16 protein-coding genes are annotated in these 18,110 nt (G+C 68.8%); 6 read left to right on the top strand and 10 right to left on the bottom strand.

Annotated elements, in window-relative coordinates; genetic code table 11:
* Positions 1-84: 84 nt before the first annotated feature.
* The 3 genes from ACESMY_RS09225 to ACESMY_RS09215 form a co-directional block, all read right to left on the bottom strand.
* Positions 85-1,704, bottom strand: coding sequence for a carboxylesterase/lipase family protein (locus tag ACESMY_RS09225; protein ID WP_372784273.1), 1,620 nt, complete (start codon positions 1,702-1,704; stop codon positions 85-87).
* A gap of 56 nt (positions 1,705-1,760) precedes the next feature.
* Positions 1,761-3,314 carry a hypothetical protein gene (locus ACESMY_RS09220; protein ID WP_372784272.1) on the bottom strand — a complete coding sequence of 518 codons (1,554 nt, stop codon included), beginning with the start codon at positions 3,312-3,314 and terminating at the stop codon, positions 1,761-1,763.
* A gap of 69 nt (positions 3,315-3,383) precedes the next feature.
* Positions 3,384-4,955 (bottom strand): hypothetical protein, encoded by a 1,572-nt coding sequence (locus ACESMY_RS09215; RefSeq protein ID WP_372784271.1) that lies wholly within the window; start codon positions 4,953-4,955, stop codon positions 3,384-3,386.
* 186 nt (positions 4,956-5,141) lie between these two features.
* On the opposite strand from ACESMY_RS09215, the gene ACESMY_RS09210 reads away from it, so the two are divergent.
* On the top strand, positions 5,142-5,933 hold the full coding sequence (locus ACESMY_RS09210) for a GntR family transcriptional regulator (RefSeq protein WP_372784270.1): 792 nt from the start codon (positions 5,142-5,144) through the stop codon (positions 5,931-5,933).
* Between the two features lie 73 nt (positions 5,934-6,006).
* Here ACESMY_RS09210 and ACESMY_RS09205 read toward each other — a convergent pair whose 3' ends face one another.
* The gene (locus ACESMY_RS09205; protein ID WP_372784351.1) at positions 6,007-7,617 is read right to left on the bottom strand and encodes a long-chain-fatty-acid--CoA ligase; all 1,611 of its coding nucleotides are present in this window, start codon (positions 7,615-7,617) and stop codon (positions 6,007-6,009) included.
* Positions 7,618-7,854: 237 nt separating this feature from the next.
* Positions 7,855-9,267, bottom strand: coding sequence for a hypothetical protein (locus tag ACESMY_RS09200; protein ID WP_372784269.1), 1,413 nt, complete (start codon positions 9,265-9,267; stop codon positions 7,855-7,857).
* A gap of 265 nt (positions 9,268-9,532) precedes the next feature.
* Here ACESMY_RS09200 and ACESMY_RS09195 point away from each other — a divergent pair, with 265 nt between their 5' ends.
* Both ACESMY_RS09195 and ACESMY_RS09190 read left to right on the top strand, forming a co-directional pair.
* On the top strand, positions 9,533-10,276 hold the full coding sequence (locus ACESMY_RS09195; RefSeq protein ID WP_372784268.1) for a GntR family transcriptional regulator: 744 nt from the start codon (positions 9,533-9,535) through the stop codon (positions 10,274-10,276).
* Positions 10,277-10,462: 186 nt separating this feature from the next.
* Positions 10,463-11,050, top strand: a complete 588-nt coding sequence (locus ACESMY_RS09190; protein WP_372784350.1) for an ABC transporter substrate-binding protein — start codon at positions 10,463-10,465, stop codon at positions 11,048-11,050.
* Here the strand turns inward: ACESMY_RS09190 and ACESMY_RS09185 are convergent.
* Positions 11,047-13,620: an MMPL family transporter gene (locus ACESMY_RS09185; RefSeq protein WP_372784267.1), complete on the bottom strand. Its 2,574-nt coding sequence runs from the start codon at positions 13,618-13,620 to the stop codon at positions 11,047-11,049. The genes ACESMY_RS09190 and ACESMY_RS09185 overlap by 4 nt on opposite strands.
* 28 nt (positions 13,621-13,648) lie before the next feature.
* Positions 13,649-14,464 carry a VacJ family lipoprotein gene (locus tag ACESMY_RS09180; protein ID WP_372784266.1) on the bottom strand — a complete coding sequence of 272 codons (816 nt, stop codon included), beginning with the start codon at positions 14,462-14,464 and terminating at the stop codon, positions 13,649-13,651.
* A 134-nt stretch (positions 14,465-14,598) separates the two neighbouring features.
* Here ACESMY_RS09180 and ACESMY_RS09175 point away from each other — a divergent pair, with 134 nt between their 5' ends.
* The 3 genes from ACESMY_RS09175 to ACESMY_RS09165 are packed head-to-tail and all read left to right on the top strand — an operon-like array spanning position 14,599 to position 16,320.
* Positions 14,599-14,964 (top strand): EamA family transporter, encoded by a 366-nt coding sequence (locus ACESMY_RS09175; protein ID WP_372784265.1) that lies wholly within the window; start codon positions 14,599-14,601, stop codon positions 14,962-14,964.
* Positions 14,957-15,382, top strand: a complete 426-nt coding sequence (locus ACESMY_RS09170; protein WP_372784264.1) for an EamA family transporter — start codon at positions 14,957-14,959, stop codon at positions 15,380-15,382. Before ACESMY_RS09175 ends, ACESMY_RS09170 begins: the two co-directional genes overlap by 8 nt.
* Positions 15,379-16,320 (top strand): fatty acid desaturase, encoded by a 942-nt coding sequence (locus tag ACESMY_RS09165; RefSeq protein ID WP_372784263.1) that lies wholly within the window; start codon positions 15,379-15,381, stop codon positions 16,318-16,320. Before ACESMY_RS09170 ends, ACESMY_RS09165 begins: the two co-directional genes overlap by 4 nt.
* Here the strand turns inward: ACESMY_RS09165 and ACESMY_RS09160 are convergent.
* The 3 genes from ACESMY_RS09160 to ACESMY_RS09150 are packed head-to-tail and all read right to left on the bottom strand — an operon-like array spanning position 16,317 to position 18,031.
* Entirely contained in the window at positions 16,317-16,499 is a 183-nt protein-coding gene (locus ACESMY_RS09160) for a hypothetical protein (protein ID WP_372784262.1), read from the bottom strand. The two genes, ACESMY_RS09165 and ACESMY_RS09160, sit on opposite strands and share 4 nt — an antisense overlap.
* Before the next feature lie 48 nt (positions 16,500-16,547).
* Complete coding sequence (locus ACESMY_RS09155; RefSeq protein WP_372784261.1) at positions 16,548-17,783, bottom strand: beta-ketoacyl synthase; 1,236 nt, start codon at positions 17,781-17,783, stop codon at positions 16,548-16,550.
* Positions 17,780-18,031 (bottom strand): acyl carrier protein, encoded by a 252-nt coding sequence (locus tag ACESMY_RS09150; protein ID WP_372784260.1) that lies wholly within the window; start codon positions 18,029-18,031, stop codon positions 17,780-17,782. The genes ACESMY_RS09155 and ACESMY_RS09150 overlap by 4 nt, the downstream gene beginning before the upstream one ends.
* Positions 18,032-18,110 lie beyond the last annotated feature (79 nt).

Below are 18,110 nucleotides of genomic sequence, written 5' to 3'. Positions count from 1 at the left end.
GATCGCCGCGGCTGCGCGACCGTCGGCTCGGCGGGCGCGATCCGATTCGGTGCGCGGGCCGTCATCGGAGCGCCGTCGCCAACATCATCCCTGAGGCGCCCGGCCGGCCTTGCGCCAAACCTCCAGGAAGGCTCGGCGCGGATCGGTCTCGACATGCGTGTGGGTGTCAAACACCAGGGTCGAGCGCCCGGCGTTCGTGAAAGCCGGCCAGTGCGGGATCTGCGGATTGTTCGGGTCGCCCGTCGCAGCGAACGCCACCCAACTCGCGGCGATCTGATCCGACAACTGCGCCATCTCTGACGTCCCGCCGTTCACCGGCGTGTGGGGGTTGTGAAAGCTCGGGCCGAGGTCGATGGCGTGGACGGCCCCATAGCGTCCCCCGAAGCTCGGACTTCCCGCCGACCACAGGTAGGTCCAGACCGGCGCGCCACCCTGGGCGGCTTTGCGCTCAGCCTGCAGCGCCGCGATCTGTCGCAGCCCGGAATCCGCTGCGATCCGTCCCTGCAGAGTGAATGGCAGCGCGATGGGATCCTCCGCCCGGTAGAGCGCGTGGATCGCCTTGGCCTGGTCCGCGCCCGCCTGCCGCGCGATGACGGCCTCGAGCCCGGCCTCGTCCAGGTCGTAGTTGGTCGGCCCGAACGCGCCGTCGTCCAGGCAGGTCCCGATGATCAGCGGAACCTCGCGGGACACCTCCGGAGCGGCGGGGTCGAAAGGCCCGCTCGGCAACTCACGGTCGAGGGAGGGGCCGAGGTAATATTGCGGGCCGGGCGTCGAACCGCCGGGCAGTCCGGACAGGGTGAGCTGGGCCGCCAGCAATGTGGCATAGGGCAAGGTCTGCAGTTGCCGGACGGCGTTCCCCTCGGGGATCGCCAGCGTCTTGAGCAGCGCCCGGGTGGTCTTCTGCGCCTCGACGCGCCCCGGCGTGGTCAGCCGGCTTCCGCTCTGCACGCCGGCGCGGTGAAAGAGACCCTTCGCCGAGGGCATCGCCATCAGCATCGACGTCTTGGCCCCGCCGCCGGACTGCCCAAAGGCCAGGACGCGGTTGGGGTCGCCCCCGAACGCCTCGATGTTCTCCTTTACCCAGCGCAGCGCCGCCACGATGTCCTGCATGCCCGCAGACCCTGCGGTCGCGAAATCCGGATCCTGGTCGGCGAGATTGAGATAGCCGAAGGCGCCCAGGCGGTGGTTGATCGTGACGACGACACAGTCGCCGAACCGCGCCAGGGCTTCGCCGTCGTAGATGGCGGTGTTTCCCGAGCCGAACACATAGCCGCCGCCGTGGATGGAGAAGATCACGGGCCGCTTCGCGTGCCGCTCGAGGGTCGGCGTCCAGAGGTTCAGGACGAGGCAGTCTTCCCCCATCCCGCCGGGCTCGATATCGAAGGTGATCAATCCGGCATAGGCGCGGCGGCGGCTGTCGGGCCCCTGCGGCGGAATGGGGCCGTAGTTCAGGGCGTCCCGGACCCCGGTCCATTTCGGCGGCGGCGCGGGCGGCCGAAACCGCAGCTTGCCCGCCGTGTCGGCTCCATAGCGGACGCCCTTGAAGGTATGGACGCCGCCACTGGTCAGCCCTTGCAGCTTGCCCTGGGCGGTCTCGACGACCGGAAACAGCTCCGCGACGGTCAGGGCGCGGCCGGGCCCGGCCGCCAGTGCGGCCCCCGCGCCCAAACCTACGGCCAACAGATGGCGACGATGACGATCCACGTTGCGCTCCCGGTCTGAACGTCTTGCGCCGGCCGCCGCGCCGCCGACGCGGGTCCCTAGGCGTAGAGGTCCGCCGCCGTCACCGGCGCGCGGCCGTGCAGCTGGTCGGGGGTGAGGCGGTCCAGCAGCACCATCAGCTTGGTGAGGATATCGACCTGCACCTTCATGATGCGCGGGTCGAACTTGTCGATGACCCCGTTGGGATCAGCGCGGAAGAAGTAGTGCGGCATGCCCATCAGGCCCCATCCGGGAATGCCGGCGTTGCGGGTAGACCCGCCTTCGCCGGGGGGAAAGGTCTCCAAGGAAATGAGCGACTGTGAAAAGCGAGGGTCCTCGCCGACGGTGCACGGGAAGAAGAGGTCGATCATCCGCGCCTGAACCGCGGCGGTCGGCAGCCAGTAGGCCGGCGCGGGACCGCCGGTCGCACGCCAGCGGCCGCCGTCATCCCGCCAGTCGGTCGCGCCCATCTGCTCCATGGCGAGATGGCCGACCGTGCGCGCCATGATCTCAGGGCGCGCCTGCATGACCCCGCGGGTGCCGGCCGGCTTGCCGGAACCCGTCACCGGATCCATCACCGCGCCCATCGCGTAGTGGCCGGTCGGCAGGCTGCAAACCAGCGTTCGGCGTCGATCTTTCGCCTTCACCGCGTGGGTGGCGAGCGCCAGCACGCCCAGCGGGCCGTTCTCGTTGATCTCGTTCGGACCGTCCGTTTCGGTGGTGACGAAGACCACTTCTTCTGAGGGTCCCGGCAAGGTAGCGACCAGGGTGTCGCAACGCGCGTCGGGGGTGAGCTTGGCGTCGCAGCGCAGCGCGATGACGGCCTTGCCCGCCACGGACCGCAGGTAGTCGCCGCTGGTCTTGCCGACCCGCAGCGCCGGCGTCTTGCGGTGCGGATCGCTGAAGGGGGCGTAGTTGTAGCGGCCCGCCTCGTCCGAGAGGTTGGTGTAGCAGAGCACCAGGGCCTTCACCCTGCCCTCCACCGCCTCCATGGCCGTCCGGCCGCCGGACGAGAAGACATTCGGGGTGGCCGGATATGGCGGCAGGGGATCGGGGAAGGTCTTCGAATAGGTGCGGATGGGTTTGTCCGCGCGGATGCCCAACCCCATCGGCATGTCCATCACCACCACGGACTCGGCCAGGGTGCGCGCGTCGGTGTTCGCGACCAGCGCCTTCACGGCGGCCTCGCCGACACCGGCGTAGAGCACGCGGCCGGTCGCGGCCGGCTGGCCGCGGGTCGAGGCGCAGAACGGGTAGTAGGCCAGCACCTCGACATCGCGGGCGGCCTTGCCGTCCTCCGTCACCGAGATCGAGCAATCCTTCACATCGCATTCCCAGCTGGTGAGCCGGTAGGGGATCCGCTCCACCGAAAACCCCAACCCCTTGAACTGCACCTCCAGCCAATCCTCGAAGGCGTGCATCTGCGGCGTGCCGGTGGGCCGGATGGGGCCGAACTTGTGCAGCTGGCGGACCCAGGCCATCAGCTGGTCCGCACCCGGCGACAGCTCGGGATGGAACCCGTGGATCTGCCGCGGTCCTGTCAGGGCGCGCGCCCAGGCCGGCGTCAGGCCCGCCGCCGCGGCCAACCCCAATATGTCCCGCCGATTGCGCATGAAATCCTCCTTGGCGAACTCTTCGAGCGTCGCGGGCGTGCGCGCCCGCCGACTTGGCGGTGGATGGGGTCAGCCGAACAGGTCGGCCTCCGTCACCGGCGCGCGGCCATGCAACTGGTCGGGGGTCAGGCGGTCGAACAGGATCATCAGCTTCGTGGCGATGTTCACCTCGTTCTTCATGATCCGCGGGTCGAACTTGTCGATCACGCCCCTAGGATCGGCACGGAAGAAGTAGTTTGGCCAACCCATCAGGCCGAACCCCGGAATGCCGGCCGCACGCGGCGCGCCGCCCTCGCCGGTGGGCAGATTGTTCAGCGAGATTTCTGTGTGCGAGAAGCGCGGGTCTTCACCGACCGTGCAGGGGAAGAAAAGCTCGATCATCCGCGGCTCCAGCCCCGCCGTCGGGAGCCAGATGTCGGGCGCCGGCCCGCCGGTCGAATGCCAGTGGCCGCCATCGTCGGTCCAGTCGCTCGCCCCCATTTGCTCGAGCGACAGCTGGCCGACCGTGCGGGCCATAATCTCGGGATGGGCGTCCATCACGCCGCGGGTGCCCGCGGGCTTTCCCGAGCCGGTGATCGGATCCACCACCGCCCCCACCGCGTAGTGGCCGGTGGGCAGGCTGCAGACGAGGGTGCGCCGGCGATCCTTAGCCCGGGCCGCGTGGGTCGCGAGGGCGAGTACGCCGATTGCGCCGTTCTCGTTGATCTCGTTGGGACCGTCAGTCTGGGTCGTGACGAACACCACCTCCTCGGAGGGCCCGGGCAGGGTCGCGATCAAGGTGTCGGATCGGGCATCGCGCGTAAGCGTGGCGTCGCAGCGCAGGCTGACCGTCGCCTTGCCAGACAGGCCCCGCAGCGCCTCGCTGCCGCTGCGCCCCACCCACAGGGCGGGGATCTTGCGGTGCTTGTCGCTGAACGGCAGGTAGTTGTAGCGGCAGGCCTCGTCAGACACGTCGGTGTAGCAGAGCACCAGCCCTCTCACCTTCCCCTCAACAGCTTCCATCGACGCCCTGGACAGCTGCGTCGCCGGGTTCGGGGTCGTCTGGTAGGGCGGCAGGTTCTCGGGGAAGGTCCGGCTATGGAGCTTGGGCTTCGCCAGGCTGCCGCCGCCGGCCAGCGGCATGTCCACCACCACGATCGAGGCGGCGAGCGTCTGGGCGTCGGTCCTGGCGACCAGCGCCTTCACCGCGTCGTCGCCCACCCCGGCATGGAGCAGGCGACCGGTCACCGGCGGCTTGCCGCGCGTCGACGCCGCGAAGGGATAGTAGGCGACGACCTCGATCTGGCGGGGAGCCTTGCCGTCCTCGGTCAGCGAGATCGCGCAGTCCTTGAGGTCGCACTCCCAGCTGGTCAGACGGTAGGGGATGCGCTCGACCGACAAGCCGAGCTGCTTGAACTGTCTCTCGAGCCAGTCCTCGAAGGCCCGGGCCTGCGGCGTACCCGTGGCGCGGACCGGACCGAAGTCGTGGAGCTGGCGCACCCAGCGCATCAGCTGGGCGGCGTCCGGCGACAGGTCCGGATGGAAGCCCTTGATCTGCCGCGCTGCGGCGGCCCGTGCGACGAGGGGGGCGAGGCCGGCTGCAGCCCCCAGCGCCAGCACGTCGCGCCGACGGCGCATCGACCCCGATGAGCTGACCCGCATCCCGTGTCTCCTGCCCTTCGCCTTGACCGGCGATTATGGTCGATGCTCCCGCGCCGCCGCGATGCACCCTTGATGTGCAGGTCACAACGGCTGCAAGATCGTGTCAATATTTTGTACGACAATTTTTCGCTATCTTATCGACGGAAATGCTCCTTTGGTTCAACGCCACAGTGATGGTGCAGACGTTTGAAACGGTCTGAAGGCCCCTCGCCCGCCCCCGGCGGCGAGCCGCGCGCGACGGCGACGCCCGCTCGAAAATCGAAGGCCGCGTCGCCGAAGACGGCCGCGGAAGTCGCGAACGCCCTGCGTCGGCAGATCCAGGATGGCGGCCTGCTGCCCGGCGACTGGCTGCGGGAAATGCGCATCTGCGCCGAGTTCGGCGTCGGGCGCTCGATCACCCGCTCCGCCCTCCGGATCTTGGCGGATGACGGCCTGATCCAGATCGAAGAAAACCGCGGCGCCTTCGTGGCGGCGACTTCAATGCAGGAGGTGTTCGACCTCTACGAACTGCGCGCCGGGCTCTACGCCGTCGCCGCGCGGTTCACCTGCATCCGGTCCGACCCGAAGTTCATGGCCGAGACGCTGCGGATGATCGATCAGCTGTTCCAGCATCAGGAGAGCGCGGCGCCGGCCGAGGACATTATCCACGAAAGCGAGGCGATCTTCAGCAGGCTGGCCAGCGTCGCCAGTCCGGAGGCCCAGCGGATGATCGAGGCGGTGCGCCGGAAAACCCGGTGGCACTATTCCTACTCGGGCCTGGCCGAGGGCACCGGCCATCCTTTCGACCACTGGCGCGTGCTTCGGGCCGGCCTGGCGGACCGCAATTGCGCCATGGCGGCGGAGGGCGCGCGCAACATCCTCTACTGCATCCAGGATGACGTCATGCGGCTGATGGTGTCCCGGGGGTTTGGCATGCAAGCGCGCCAGACGCGGGCGGGACCCGGCGGACGCCGTCGGACGGGTCGCGGCGCCGCGTAGCGCGACGCTGCCTTGCGACCCGGCGCGGCGCACCCGCGGTTCGCCCGTCGACGGACCGGGACCGCGCAGGGGGTCAGGTCGGCGGGGCCGTGAAGCCCCGGAGGTCGGCGCGCAGGCGCTTCTTGTCGACCTTTCCGGTCGGGCCGAGGGGGATCTCGCTCAGGAACACCACGTCGTCAGGCATCCACCAGCGGGCGATCCGGCCCTGCAGATAGTCGAGAAAGTCGTCGCGGGTCGCGGCCTGGTCGGCCCGAAGCTTGACCAGCAGGACCGGCCGCTCGTCCCATTTCGGATGGGGGATGGCGACGACGGCACAGAGCTCCACCTTCGGATGGCCCGCGACGATGTTCTCGATCTCGATCGAGGAGATCCATTCGCCGCCGGACTTGATGACGTCCTTGGCGCGGTCGGTAATCTGCATGAACCCGTGCGGATCGATCGTGGCCATGTCCCCGGTGTCGAAGTAGCCGTCCTCGTCGAGGATCTCACCCCCCTCGTCCTTGAAGTACCGGCGGGCCACGGCCGGGCCGCGGACCATGAGGCGCCCGAACTGGACCCCGTCCTCGGGCAGGGCTTGTCCCGCTTCGTCCTTCAGCTTCAGCTCGACGCCCAGGGGCGCCCGGCCCTGCTTGAGGTTGAAGCGAAGCTGCGCGTCGGCGTCCAGGGCGGCGATCTCGTCGGTCGCGGTCGATACCGTGCCCACAGGAGAGACCTCGGTCATGCCCCAGGCATGAGTGACCTCGACGCCATAGTCGTCACGGTAGGCGCGCAGCAGCGCCTCCGGCGCAGCGGCCCCGCCGATCATGATCCGCCGCAGGCTGCCGATTTGCGCGCCCGTGGCGCGAAGATGGTCCAGCAGGCCCTGCCAGACGGTGGGCACCGCGGCGGCGAAGGTCACGCCTTCGGTTTCGATCAGTTCCTGCAGCGCCGCGCCGTCCAGGCGTTGGCCGGGCATGACCATCTTCGCGCCGGCCGCCGGACAGGAGAAGGTCAGGCCCCAGGCGTTGGCATGGAACATCGGTACGATGGGCAGGACCACGGCGCGCGCCGAGAGCCCCATGACGTCCTGCGCCAGGGTCATGAACGTGTGCAGGAAGTTGGACCGGTGCGAGTAGAGCACGCCCTTGGGATTGCCGGTGGTCCCGGAGGTGTAGCAAAGGCCAGCGGGCGCGTTCTCGTCGAACCCGCCCCAGGCGACATCCTCCGAGGCCTGCGCGAGCAGCGACTCGTAGGCGTGCAGGCCGGGCCCCTCCGGAACCGAGCCGGGATCGCCCAGGACGACGATGTGGGTCACGCTTGGAAGGTGCGCGCGGAGCGCCAGGAGCGCCGGCAGGAGGGGCAGGTCGACCAGGATCACCTTATCTTCGGCGTGGGTGATGATGTAGCGCTGCTGGTCGGCAAAGGTGCGGGGGTTGAGCGTGTGGCAGATCGCGCCAATGCCCATGATCCCGTACCAGGTCTCGAGATGGCGCCCGGTGTTCCACGCAAGGGTGGCGACCCGGTCGCCTGGCCGCACGCCCAAGTGCTGCAGCAGATTGGAGCAGCGCTTGGCGCGCCGGTAGATCTCCGCGTAGCTGGTCCGGACGATCGGGCCCTCGAGCGAGCGGGTGACGACCTCCTGGCGGCCATGCAGCGCCTTGGCGTGCTCCAGGATGCGATCGACCGTGAGCGGCCAGTCCTGCATCAGCGGGCGCCGCGTCCAGTCGGCGAGCCGTCCGTCCTGGCCTGGGGGTTCCTGCCCCGGATTGCCGCTATTGGAATCCATGTCTGTCCTCAATGGCCGCGGGCCGCCGGCCGTTGAGCCTGGCCAGCCCCGGCCTCGGCCGGAGGGAAAAGGGTGGCCGGATGGGGGGAGGACACCATCCGGCCGCGCCCGATGCAGCACCGTCGCGTTGACGGCGGTCCGCTCGGGCGAACCATGTCAGCCTCGGATCTCGGCTTTGCTCATACCGTCGAGGCGTTCGAGGGTCCGGGCGAAGACGACGATTTCCTGGTGCAGCCGAGCCCTGTCGAGCTTCTCGATCTCGCCGCCCTTGGGAGGCTGGGCCATCAGGTACTCCGGCAGCGGGATGTACCCCACGGTCGGGACGCCGGCTCGCCAGAACGGCGAGCCTTCCCCGGGGAACCAGTGGGTCGGGTTGTCGGCCGGATCCGCCGCCTCCATGCGACTCGCCTGGGTGGCCGCGACCGCCTGGTTGAAGAGCTTCGCCATCGGCTTGGTCCAGGCGAAGGCTCGACCAAGCGCGAACTGCCCGGTGTGCCGGTAAACGCCCCCGACATCGCGCCATTCGCGCGCGCCTAGGTGTTCGCAGGTCAGGCAGGCCACCGTCCGCGCCATCAGCGCCGGATTGGCCTTCTGCCAGGCGTCCGCGCCGTCGATGTAGCCTTGTGAGAAGTGACCGGTCGTCATCAGGAAGACGTAGGTCTTCTTCCGCTGCGCCTGCGGGAGGCGCGAGAGCGCCAAGGCGAGAGCTGTCACGGCCAGGCCGCCGTTCTCCTCCATCGCGTTGCAGCCGTCGGTGTGGGTGTTGACCACCACCACCTCCTCGCCGGCGCCGGGCAGCACGCCCCAGAGGGTGTCCGATGGCGTACCGGGGCGGACGGTGGCGTCGAGCACCAGTTTCAGTTTGCCCCCCTTGGCCGCGGCGCTGCGCAGGTGCTCGCCCGTCGCCTGGCCCACCCACAGGCTCGGAACCGGCGTGGGCCCGCCAAAGAACGGCTCCATCTGCCATTGCGCGTTCGCATCGGAGAAGCCGTTCCAGATGTAGACGACGGCCTTGGCGCCGGACGCTTCGATCAGCTTCTTGTCGGGGACGGTAATTCCGCTGAACAGCGCGGTGGGCTCGCCCCCCGTGGGCTCGCCGCTGCGCGCGACGTGCAGCAGCACGATCTTACCGGCGGCGCCCCTCAGGTCGAGGTCGGGCGCGCGGCCGGCGTAGACCATTTCCGCCGTAATCCCGTCCGGACCGGTCGGTCCCGAATAGGGCCGGTAGCCAGTGGCAGGGACGGACTGCCCGTCCAGCCACAAGCCGAAGCTGTGCGGCTGCCAGTAGGGAAAACGAAACGTCTGGCGACGGGGCGCGATGCCGGCGGCCTTCAACCGGCCCTCGAGCCAGTTGATCCAAGCGACATGGCTGGCGCCACCCGTCAGGCACGGCGCCCAGGCGGCGAGCTGGGTCTGCCATGCCCAGAGCTGATCGGGGCTCGGCAGGTGCTGCGTGATGCGGTCGCTGAAGCCGCCGGCAACCGCCGCGCGCGCCACGCCCCGGAGTGGCGGCGAGCTGGCGAGCGAGAGCGCCGCTACGCCCCGCAGCACATCCTTTCTCGTGGGCATCTTCCCTCCGACGCGCCCGGGGAGCGGCGCGGCTGCGGTCGCGGAAGAACCGCGCGAGGCGCGTCTCGTCCCCGCAGCTTGGGCCTCCCCGTTTCCGAACATGCTTCTCTTGTTGTACGACTGAGTCAATCCAGTTGTACGACGAAATGTCGCTTACAGTGGATAACTGAGCGCGTGGCTCATCCCTGTGCTAGACGCTTCGACGGGGCGAGGCGGCCGCAACCTGCAGTTGGCCGGACCCGAAGATCAGAGAGGTACGTCCGCCTTGGAGAATGTCGCGCAGATCAGCCCGCGTCCTCGCCGTGTGCGTGGCGATGGCCCGTCAGCCGCCCAGGTTGCGGAGCGCCTGCGCCATCAGATCCAGGAGGGGCTCTGGTCGCCCGGAGAATGGCTTCGCGAGGCGCGGCTGTGCGACGAATTCAAGGTGGGCCGTTCCGTCGTTCGCCGCGCTCTGGGCGAACTCGCCGACGACGGCCTGCTCATCCTGGAGCCCAATCGCGGTGCGAGCGTCACGGTGACGACTCTGCAGGAAGTCTTCGATCTCTACGAATTGCGCGCGGGTCTCTATGGGGTTGCCGCCCGGTTCGCCTGCATCCGCGCCTCGGCGCCCTTGCTGGCCGAGATTCTCAAGAAGTCGGACAAGCTGATCGCCGCCTCCGAGGCGGGGGCGCAAGCCGACGATCTCATCCATCAGAGCGAGGTGATCTTCAGCCTGATGGCCGGGACCGCCAGCGCCGACGCCCAGAAGATGATCGCCGCCGTGCGGCGCAAGACGCGCTGGCACTGGTCCTACGTGGGCCTGGCCGAGAGCGAATATCCCCAGGGCGTCTTCGACCACTGGCGCGTCATGCGGGCAGGTCTCGCCGCGCGCGACCCGGCCAAGTCCGCGGAGGGCGCACGCGGCATCCTCTACTTCATGCAATCCGAGGTCGCCCGGCTCATGCTGGCGCGAGGCCTCGGCATGCAGGAGGTGCATCGCCCCGGCCCGCTGCGGAGAAGCAGAGTCTGAGGGTCGATAGAGGGACGACACCCACGTCGCCGAGGCGACACGATCGCCGCGCGGCCGATCTACCAGCAAGTCCGCGATGTCAAAAATGCACGCTGCAACACGTCATCTCGATTGCTGCGTGATAGAGATCGCGAGGAAAGTACGCTCCGCGCCATAGGGCGATGCGCGAGGAGAAACTCCGTGAAGATGATGATTGTGGTGGGCGCAGCGGCGATTTGTCTGGGCTGCGGGGGCGAGGCCATGGCCGCCGCAGACCCAGCGGCTTCGCGAGCGGAGAGTCTGTGCAACGGTGTCCTCGATGCCGTGAAACAGACCAAGGAGGCGACCGCCCAGGCCCGCGCGCACAACCTGCTGCCGGTCGTGGAGCGATCCTTCAATCTCGAGGCCATGGCCCAGTTCGCGATCGGCGCGCCCTGGACGACCATGAGCGCCCGCGAGCAGTCGGAGCTGGTCTCCGCCCTCACCCGCTATACGGCAGCCCGTTACGCCCAGGAGTTCGATGGATTCCACGGTCAGCGATGCGCCATCGATCCTGCGGTGACGGCCCGCGGACCGGACAGGCTTGTGAAGTCACAGATCATCGAGGGCGGCGACAGCACCTCGGTCAACTACCGACTGCGCGAGTACGGAGGATCCTGGAAGGTCATCGACGTCTTCTACAAAGGCGTCAGTCAGCTCGCCACGGAACGGGCGGACTTCGCAGGCGTCCTGCGGTCCGGCGGCGCGCCGGCGTTGAAGGCGAAGCTGGACGATCTGACCGCGAAGATGCGCTAGCCGCCTCGGGAGGTGACCCGCAGAAGCACCGGCTGGACGACAATTGTCGCCACCAGGGTCCAAAAGAGGGAAATCAGCAGGAGAATCCCCATGCTTGCCGTGCCGGGATGCTGCGAAAGGCCGAGCGCGCCGAACGCCGCACCGGTGGTGAGCGCGCTATAGATCACGGCGCGCGCAAGGCTTGAACGCAGCAGGTTTCGTTCGCCGCTCATCCAAGCCACGACGAAATAGATGTTGAACGACACGCTGATGCCGAGCAGCAGCGGCAGGGCGATGAGGTTCTCCAGGTTGATGTCCTGACCCAGCAGGACGCAGCTTCCCGTCGTCAGCAGGGCGCTGAGCGCACCGGGCGTGAGCGCAAGCACGACAGCGCGCAGGTCTCGCAATGTCAGCGCGAGCAGAAGGGCGATCGCGCCCAGCGACAGAAGGCCCGCTTGGCGGAAAGCGCTCAGGATCAGTTGTCGCGTCTGGGCGACTGCGACCGGTGTCCCGGTCGCCACCGGGGCGACGCCCCGCACGGCGCGCACGAACCGGGCGATGCCGGCGGCGTCGCCATGGGCGGCGGCGGGCTGCAGTTGCACGCGCGCCCGACCATCCGCCGCCAGCCAGTCGGCCTTCAGATCCGGCGGCAGGTTGGCGAGCGCGACGGGTTCCGCTGTGAGCAGGGCCCGAACCTGTTCGAGCGCGGTCGGCAACTCGCCGACCAACGCCTCCTGCAGCCGGGCGCGCAGAGCCGGCGAACCGGTCCGCGCGGTGTCGAGAAGACCCGCCAGCCGCAAGGCGTCGAGCCGCACCGACGCGCCAGCGGGGGCTGCCGCGAGAGCGCGTAGCGCCTGAGCGGCCGCGCCCAGACCTTCGACGAGATCGGCGTCGCTGGGCGCCGGCTGCAGATCGAAGGGATTGACTGTCGGATCCAGCAGCAGGTTAGCGTCCGCCAGCAACGCCAACTTGGGCGCTTGGTCTGGCGGGACCAGGCTGTCGAGCGTGATCGCGGCCCGCACCTCCGGCCGTCCCGACAGTCGCGTGGCGATCGTGCGGGCCTGGGCCAGGTCGCGGGTCAGGACATCAAGGTTGTCCGGTCCGGTTTCCGGATCCTTCGCCATGGCCAGGAAGGTTGAGACGGACTCACTCCGGGGATTGCGCAGGCGGAGCGGGTCGAAATCGAACCTCAGCAGCGGGCTGATCGCGAGGCTCGCGACGGCCAGGCCTGCGGTCGCCGCAAGGATTACGCCGCGGCGTGCGAAGAGCGTGTCGTCGGCGCTGCGCAGAGCCGGCAACCCTATCTCCGCCGCAGGGCTGCGTGCGCGCAGCAGGGTGAGCAGGGCGGGCAGCAGCGTGAACACCAGCAGCAGGCAGACCGCCATGCCCATGCCGGCGATGAATCCGAGTTCCGAGACGCCCTTGTAGCGGGTCGGCAGGAAGGCGAAGAACCCCAGCCCGGTAGCCGCGGCGGCGAGGCCAAGGCCGTAGGCCGTGCCGCCGCCTGCCTTCACCAGGGCGCCCACCACGTCCGAGTCCGCCAAGGCTTCCGCTCGGTAACGCACGCAGAACTGGATGGCGAAGTCGACGCCCAGCCCGACGAACAACGGCATGAACGCCACGGAAATGAGATTGAAGCGGCCATAGACGGCCAGACCGAACGCTGCCGTCAACGCCAGGCCCGCCAGCACTGTGGCGACGATCGCGCCTACGATCTTCGGCGAGCGGACGGCCAAGTAGAGAATGACCAGCACGGCGGCGAACGCCGCAAGCGCGATGAAGCCCGTCGCTTCGCTCAGGGTGGCGAGCTCTTCGGCGGCCATCGGGATGGCGCCGGTCAACCGAACGGTCACCCCGTGCGGCGGATCCAGCGCCAACCGCCGGACCTCGGCGCGAACGGTGGACAGGGCGGAATCCGAGCCCCCCAGCCCGTCATTGGAGTTCGGATAGAGAACGATGAACTGGCGCGCGTCGGCGCCTCGCCCCGGGTCGCCGACGATCAACCGCCGCCAAGAGAAATAGACGGGCTTGCCCTGTTCGACCTCGGCTACGGCCTCGGTGACCGATCTGAGCGCGCCCGCGAGCTGATCGGGTTGAGCCGCGCCGGCTGCGACGCCGGCGGCGCCGGTCGACAGGCTGGTCAGTACGCCGCGCAGGCTGGGGTCCGCCGCCACCGGGGCCAACAGCGGCTGAGCTCGGATCAGGGTTTCGGTGGTCGCGCGGACCTCCGGCTGGCTGATATAAAGGATGCCCTCGCGCTGGAAGAACGGGCCGCCGCCGGGACGATCCACCCTGCGATAGAGGTCCGTGCGTCCGGTCAGGGCGGCGCTGAGCCGCGCCGCGGCCGCCTCCGCCAATTCCGGCGTCTGACCCTCGATGACAACAGTGATGTCGTCGCCTTGCTGAACGAACGCTGCCTCCAGCGCGCGCTCTTGCACCCGCCAGGGGACATCGGGCGGGATCAGGGCCGCAAGCTCGGTATGGACCGAAAAATGCGCCGCGACGTAGACCGCCGCCGCCAGGGTGGCGACCGCGGCGGTGGCCACGAGGCTCCGCGCGTGGCGGCAGGAAAAGGCCACCAGGTTCGCCATCACCGAGCTGAGCTTGGTCATCCCGCCCTCACGGCTTGGGCGCCGCCGAGGGGGCCTCTTGTGATGGGGCCGGCGGGGGCGAAAGCTCCGGCAGGGCGTCAAGCTCGTCCTCTGTTCCGTTGACCTCCAGAGCGCGCGACTGACGGTGGACGGCGCGGACGGTGGCGTAGGGGTCAACCGCCGTCGCCTCCAGGGTTTGAAGATCCTGCTCGGCTTCGAGCCGCGCGTCGGCGAGGGTGAGCGCCGTTCGCGCCAGGCCAATGGTCTTGGCGTGCCTGAATTTCAGCCAGGACAAAGGGTCGACGACATAGTCGACGCCCGCGCCGAACGCATCGCGCCCGCTCGTCGGGCCGATCAGAGGCAGGAAGAGATAGGGTCCCGGTCCAAACCCGTAGCGACCCAGCGTGGCGCCGAAGTCGTTGTCGTGATGTGGCGCGCCGGCCCGCGCCATCGGGTCGAACAGCCCGCCAAGACCGACCGTGGTGTTTCCGAGGAAGCGCGCCGCGGTGTGGGCGGCGGGCGCGAAGCGGGCCTGCAGCACGTCGTTGACGAACACGACCGGCTCGTCTGCGTTCTGCAGCAGATTGTGAATCGCGCGGCGCAGCGGGGTCGGCGCCCGGCGCTCATAGCCCAGCGCGAGCGGCCGGATGAAGCTCCTGTCAAACGCCTGTCCAAAGCCGAACAGTCGACGGTTGAGGCCCTCGAACGGATCGCCAGCCGTGACTTGCGCCGGCGCCGCGTTCGACGGCGGCGTCGCCATCGGCGGCCCGGCGACGGTCGCGCAACCGCCCAGCGCCAGACAGGCGGCCGCAGCGCCGAACCGAATGACCGACTTCCGTCGCACCGAGCCTCCTGTCGACCTACCTGCAAAGACGCCGCAGGCCCCCTGTCGCCGCCGCGTGCTGCGTCCAGATAGCCCATGCCGCGCACGACGGAGTCCAGTATGACTGAGCCTCGCTTCACGTCACGAAGGCGCGCATGAGCCTGTTCTCCTGGTTTCTGTTCGGCTTGACCGTCGTGCTCGATGTCTTCGGGCAGACGGCCTTCAAGCTTGGGCTCGATCGCATCGGCGACGGCGCCGAAGGCGCAGCCTTCTGGCGCGCCGTCGCATCCAGCCCCTGGGTCATCGCCGGGTTCCTCGGCTATTGCTTGGAAGCCGCCTCCTGGATGTACGTCCTGGGCCACGCGCCGCTCTCGATTGTCGGGCCGATGGCGGCGCTGTCCTACGTGGGCGCGGTGATGACCGGGCGGCTGTTCCTTGGCGAACGGCCCCGAGCCCGGCGATGGATCGGGGCGGGCCTGGTGACCCTGGGCGCAGGTCTGGTGGGCGCCAGCCTTGGCTGAGATCGCACACACCAAGAGCGGCGGCCCGTCCCGCGCGCTGGCGACGGCGATCGCTGGCTGGCTCCTCTTCATCGCCGTCGAGACCGCCACCCAGGTCGCATTCAAATACGCCGGGGCGACGCTGGACGACCGCGCCGGTCTCGGCCACCTGGTCGCCCACGCCCTGGCGACGCCCGTCGTGCTGCTGGGCTTCGCGCTCTATTTCTGCGGCTTCCTGATCTGGATGACGATCCTCAAGAACGTCGACCTCGGACGCGCCTTTCCGATGACCGGGATCATCTATGTGAGCACGCTCACCCCCGCCGTAGTCCTGTTCCACGAAACCCTCAACCCGACGCGGATCGTGGGCGTCGCGGTCATCGCCCTGGGCGTCGCGCTCCTGGCGTCCGACACCGGTGAACCCAGGCGCGCGGCATGAGCGTCGCGCCAGGCCAATCCCGCGCGCGCCCACGCGCCCACGCCGTGCTCTTCCGCTATTCCGCCTGGGACGCGATTCCAGCGGCGCTGGTCTTCGTTCACATCGGGCTCTTGCTGGCCTTCTTCCTGGCCTGGCGCGAACTCTCCTGGCCGGAGCGCTTGGCCGGCGCGGCGGCCTATGCGATCGCCATCGGCTGGAGCCTGGACTCCGTCTCGCACAACTTCATCCACAACCCGTTTTTCGCCTGGGAGCCGCTGAACCGGCTGACCAGTTTGCTGCTCACGCTTGAGCTCGGCACGCCGCAGACGATGTACGCCTATGTCCACATGCGCCATCACGCCGGCAACTCAGACCGGATCGGCGAGGACGGCGCCACTGTCGATCCCATCTCGCTCTATCAGTACGGCGCCGAGGGCAAGGTTGAGCCGGTGGTCTCCTACGTCTTCCGGCAGTTCTGGCGGGACGACGGGCCGTTCACGGTGGCCCGCGCCATCCGCGCCAAGCGGCCGAAGGAAGCGCGGCAGGCGCTCCAGGAGTTCTGGGCCATCGTCGCCGTCTACGGCCTGCTCCTGGTCCTGAACTGGCAGTTCGTCCTGGTGCTGGCGCCCTTTTACTACCTCGGGCACTGCCTCTCGTTCCTGATCGCCTGGTACGAGCACGCCGGCGCCGATCCGGACCAGCCCATCGCCACCGGCGTCTCGACCTACGAGCCGGCGTACAACTGGGCCTTCCTCAACAACGGCTATCACGCTGAGCATCATCACCGGCCCAAGACCCATTGGACGAAGATGCGGATGCTGCGCGAGGAAACCCGCGAGGCGCAGATGGCCGCCGGGGTCCGCACCCTGGGCTACGCCCACTTCCTGGGATTTCTCGACCGCACGGCCGCCCCAGTGCCGACGGCGAGGCCGCCTCGCCGCGAGGCGATGAACAGCTAGTTTGAGGCCGGCGCCTTTGTGCGGACGGCGGCGGTCGCCGACTTTGGCGGTCCGTCGGCGTGCGGCGGCGCAGCACTCGATTCACTTCGCCCGGAATCCAGGTAAAGCGACGAGCGCTTGCTGCAGCCGGCGAGCGCCAGACCGGCCAACAGCAAGATCGCGAAGGTCGAACGGCGCATCCCCAAATCTCCGGATTCGGCCAATATTTCGGTACGCACCTGTGAACGCTAGGCCGTCGCGAACGCCATGGAGACGTTCAGACCCCCGAACGCGAAGGCGTTCAGAAGCGCATGCCGCGCGGTGATCGGCCGAGCCTCGCCAACCACCACGTCAACGTCACAGTTGGGATCGGGCCCGAGGAAGTTCAACACCGGCGGGGCGAGGCCGGCGCGCATCGCCTTCAGCGCTATGATTGTCTGCATGGCCGCGGAGCCTCCGATGAGATGGCCATGGGCGCTCTTGGTGGCGATCAACGGGCGGCGGACCGCGACCCCGGCAAAAGCGGCGTCCAGCGCCGCCGACTCGTTCTCGTCGTTCAGCGGCGTGCCCGTCCCATGGGCGGCGATCAACACCTCCTCCTGGGACAAGAGATCACCCGCAGTGCAGGCCTGCCGGATCGCAGCCGCGGTGCCTTCCAGCGAGGGCTGGGTGATGTGGAAGGCGTCCGAGGTCATCCCGGCGCCCAGATATTCGCCAAACACCGTCGCGCCCCGCGACTTGGCGCGCTCCAGGTCTTCCAGGATCAGCACCGCGCCGCCCTCGCCCATCACCATGCCGTCACGGCCTTGGCTGAAGGGCCGGCAGGTGGTCTCGGCCAAGGCGTGGATGGCCTGCCAGCCGGACATGCTGCCCGGTGTCGCGATCGCCTCGGCCCCGCCCACGATCGCGACGTCAGCAAGGCCAGTCTGGATCAGGCCCGCGCCCTGCACGATGGCATGGGCCGACGAGGCGCAGGCGCTGGAGGTGGCGAACACCGGTCCGTGCACGCCGAACTGCATGGCCACCGCGCTGACGCCCCCCGAGACCATGACCTTCGGCACCATGGCCGGATGCATCCGGGGCGATTTCAGGCCGAAAAAGCGCTCGTAGCCCTTCTCCAGGGTTTCCTGCCCACCCTGGCCGTGGCCGAGGACGATGGCGGTGCGCTCGCCAAGCACCGCATCGCCGACGAGCCCCGCCTGATCGAGGGCCTCGAAGGCCGCGCAGAGGGCGAACAGGGCGAAACGGTCGAGACTGGCGGACACCTTGCGGCCCATCCGCGCCTCCAGGGCCGACTGAAAGCCGTCCGCCGCCAGCGCCGCGGGCAGCGTCACCGGTTCCGGCCCGTGCGCGCCGCCGTCGAAGAGGTGAGGCGCGATGCCGCTCCGCCCCTGCCGGACAGCATCCCAGGTCTCGGCGACCCCCGCCCCCAGCGCCGACACGGCGCCCATTCCGGTTACGGCGATGCGGCGACCGCCGCTCATGACTTCGCCGGCTGCTCGTTGATCCGTGTCATCAGGAAGTCGACCATCTCGCCGAGCGTTTCCATCTTCGGCATGTCGGCTTCCTCGATCACCACGCCGTAACGCTCCTCGAGCTCGAACAACATGGTGATGACGTCCAGCGAGGATATCCCCAGGTCGCCCAGCGTCGCCTCGCGGTTCAGCTTGTCTCGGTCGATGATCGCCTCCTGGGCGATGAGATCGAGGAGTTCGGGTTCGGTGACGCTCATTTCAATAATCCTGGGCTCGAACGGACCCGATCGTGGGTAAGCCCAGATCAAGTGAGACACATTTCAAAAACGCCGTATG

The sequence above is a fragment of the Phenylobacterium sp. genome (assembly GCF_041691455.1).
Lineage (GTDB): Bacteria > Pseudomonadota > Alphaproteobacteria > Caulobacterales > Caulobacteraceae > Phenylobacterium.
Note: the sequence above shows the minus strand (reverse complement) of the source record. Positions and strands in the feature narration are given on the sequence as shown.

What these genes read in the sequence shown, in the direction of transcription:
- ACESMY_RS09220 (WP_372784272.1), bottom strand. Translation starts at nt 3,314, where the DNA reads ATGCGCAATCGGCGGGACATATTGGGGTTGGCCGCGGCGGCGGGCCTG.
- ACESMY_RS09215 (WP_372784271.1), bottom strand. Translation starts at nt 4,955, where the DNA reads ATGCGGGTCAGCTCATCGGGGTCGATGCGCCGTCGGCGCGACGTGCTG.
- ACESMY_RS09205 (WP_372784351.1), bottom strand. Translation starts at nt 7,617, where the DNA reads ATGCAGGACTGGCCGCTCACGGTCGATCGCATCCTGGAGCACGCCAAG.
- ACESMY_RS09200 (WP_372784269.1), bottom strand. Translation starts at nt 9,267, where the DNA reads ATGCCCACGAGAAAGGATGTGCTGCGGGGCGTAGCGGCGCTCTCGCTC.
- ACESMY_RS09190 (WP_372784350.1), top strand. Translation starts at nt 10,463, where the DNA reads ATGATGATTGTGGTGGGCGCAGCGGCGATTTGTCTGGGCTGCGGGGGC.
- ACESMY_RS09185 (WP_372784267.1), bottom strand. Translation starts at nt 13,620, where the DNA reads ATGGCGAACCTGGTGGCCTTTTCCTGCCGCCACGCGCGGAGCCTCGTG.
- ACESMY_RS09175 (WP_372784265.1), top strand. Translation starts at nt 14,599, where the DNA reads ATGAGCCTGTTCTCCTGGTTTCTGTTCGGCTTGACCGTCGTGCTCGAT.
- ACESMY_RS09165 (WP_372784263.1), top strand. Translation starts at nt 15,379, where the DNA reads ATGAGCGTCGCGCCAGGCCAATCCCGCGCGCGCCCACGCGCCCACGCC.
- ACESMY_RS09160 (WP_372784262.1), bottom strand. Translation starts at nt 16,499, where the DNA reads ATGCGCCGTTCGACCTTCGCGATCTTGCTGTTGGCCGGTCTGGCGCTC.
- ACESMY_RS09155 (WP_372784261.1), bottom strand. Translation starts at nt 17,783, where the DNA reads ATGAGCGGCGGTCGCCGCATCGCCGTAACCGGAATGGGCGCCGTGTCG.
- ACESMY_RS09150 (WP_372784260.1), bottom strand. Translation starts at nt 18,031, where the DNA reads ATGAGCGTCACCGAACCCGAACTCCTCGATCTCATCGCCCAGGAGGCG.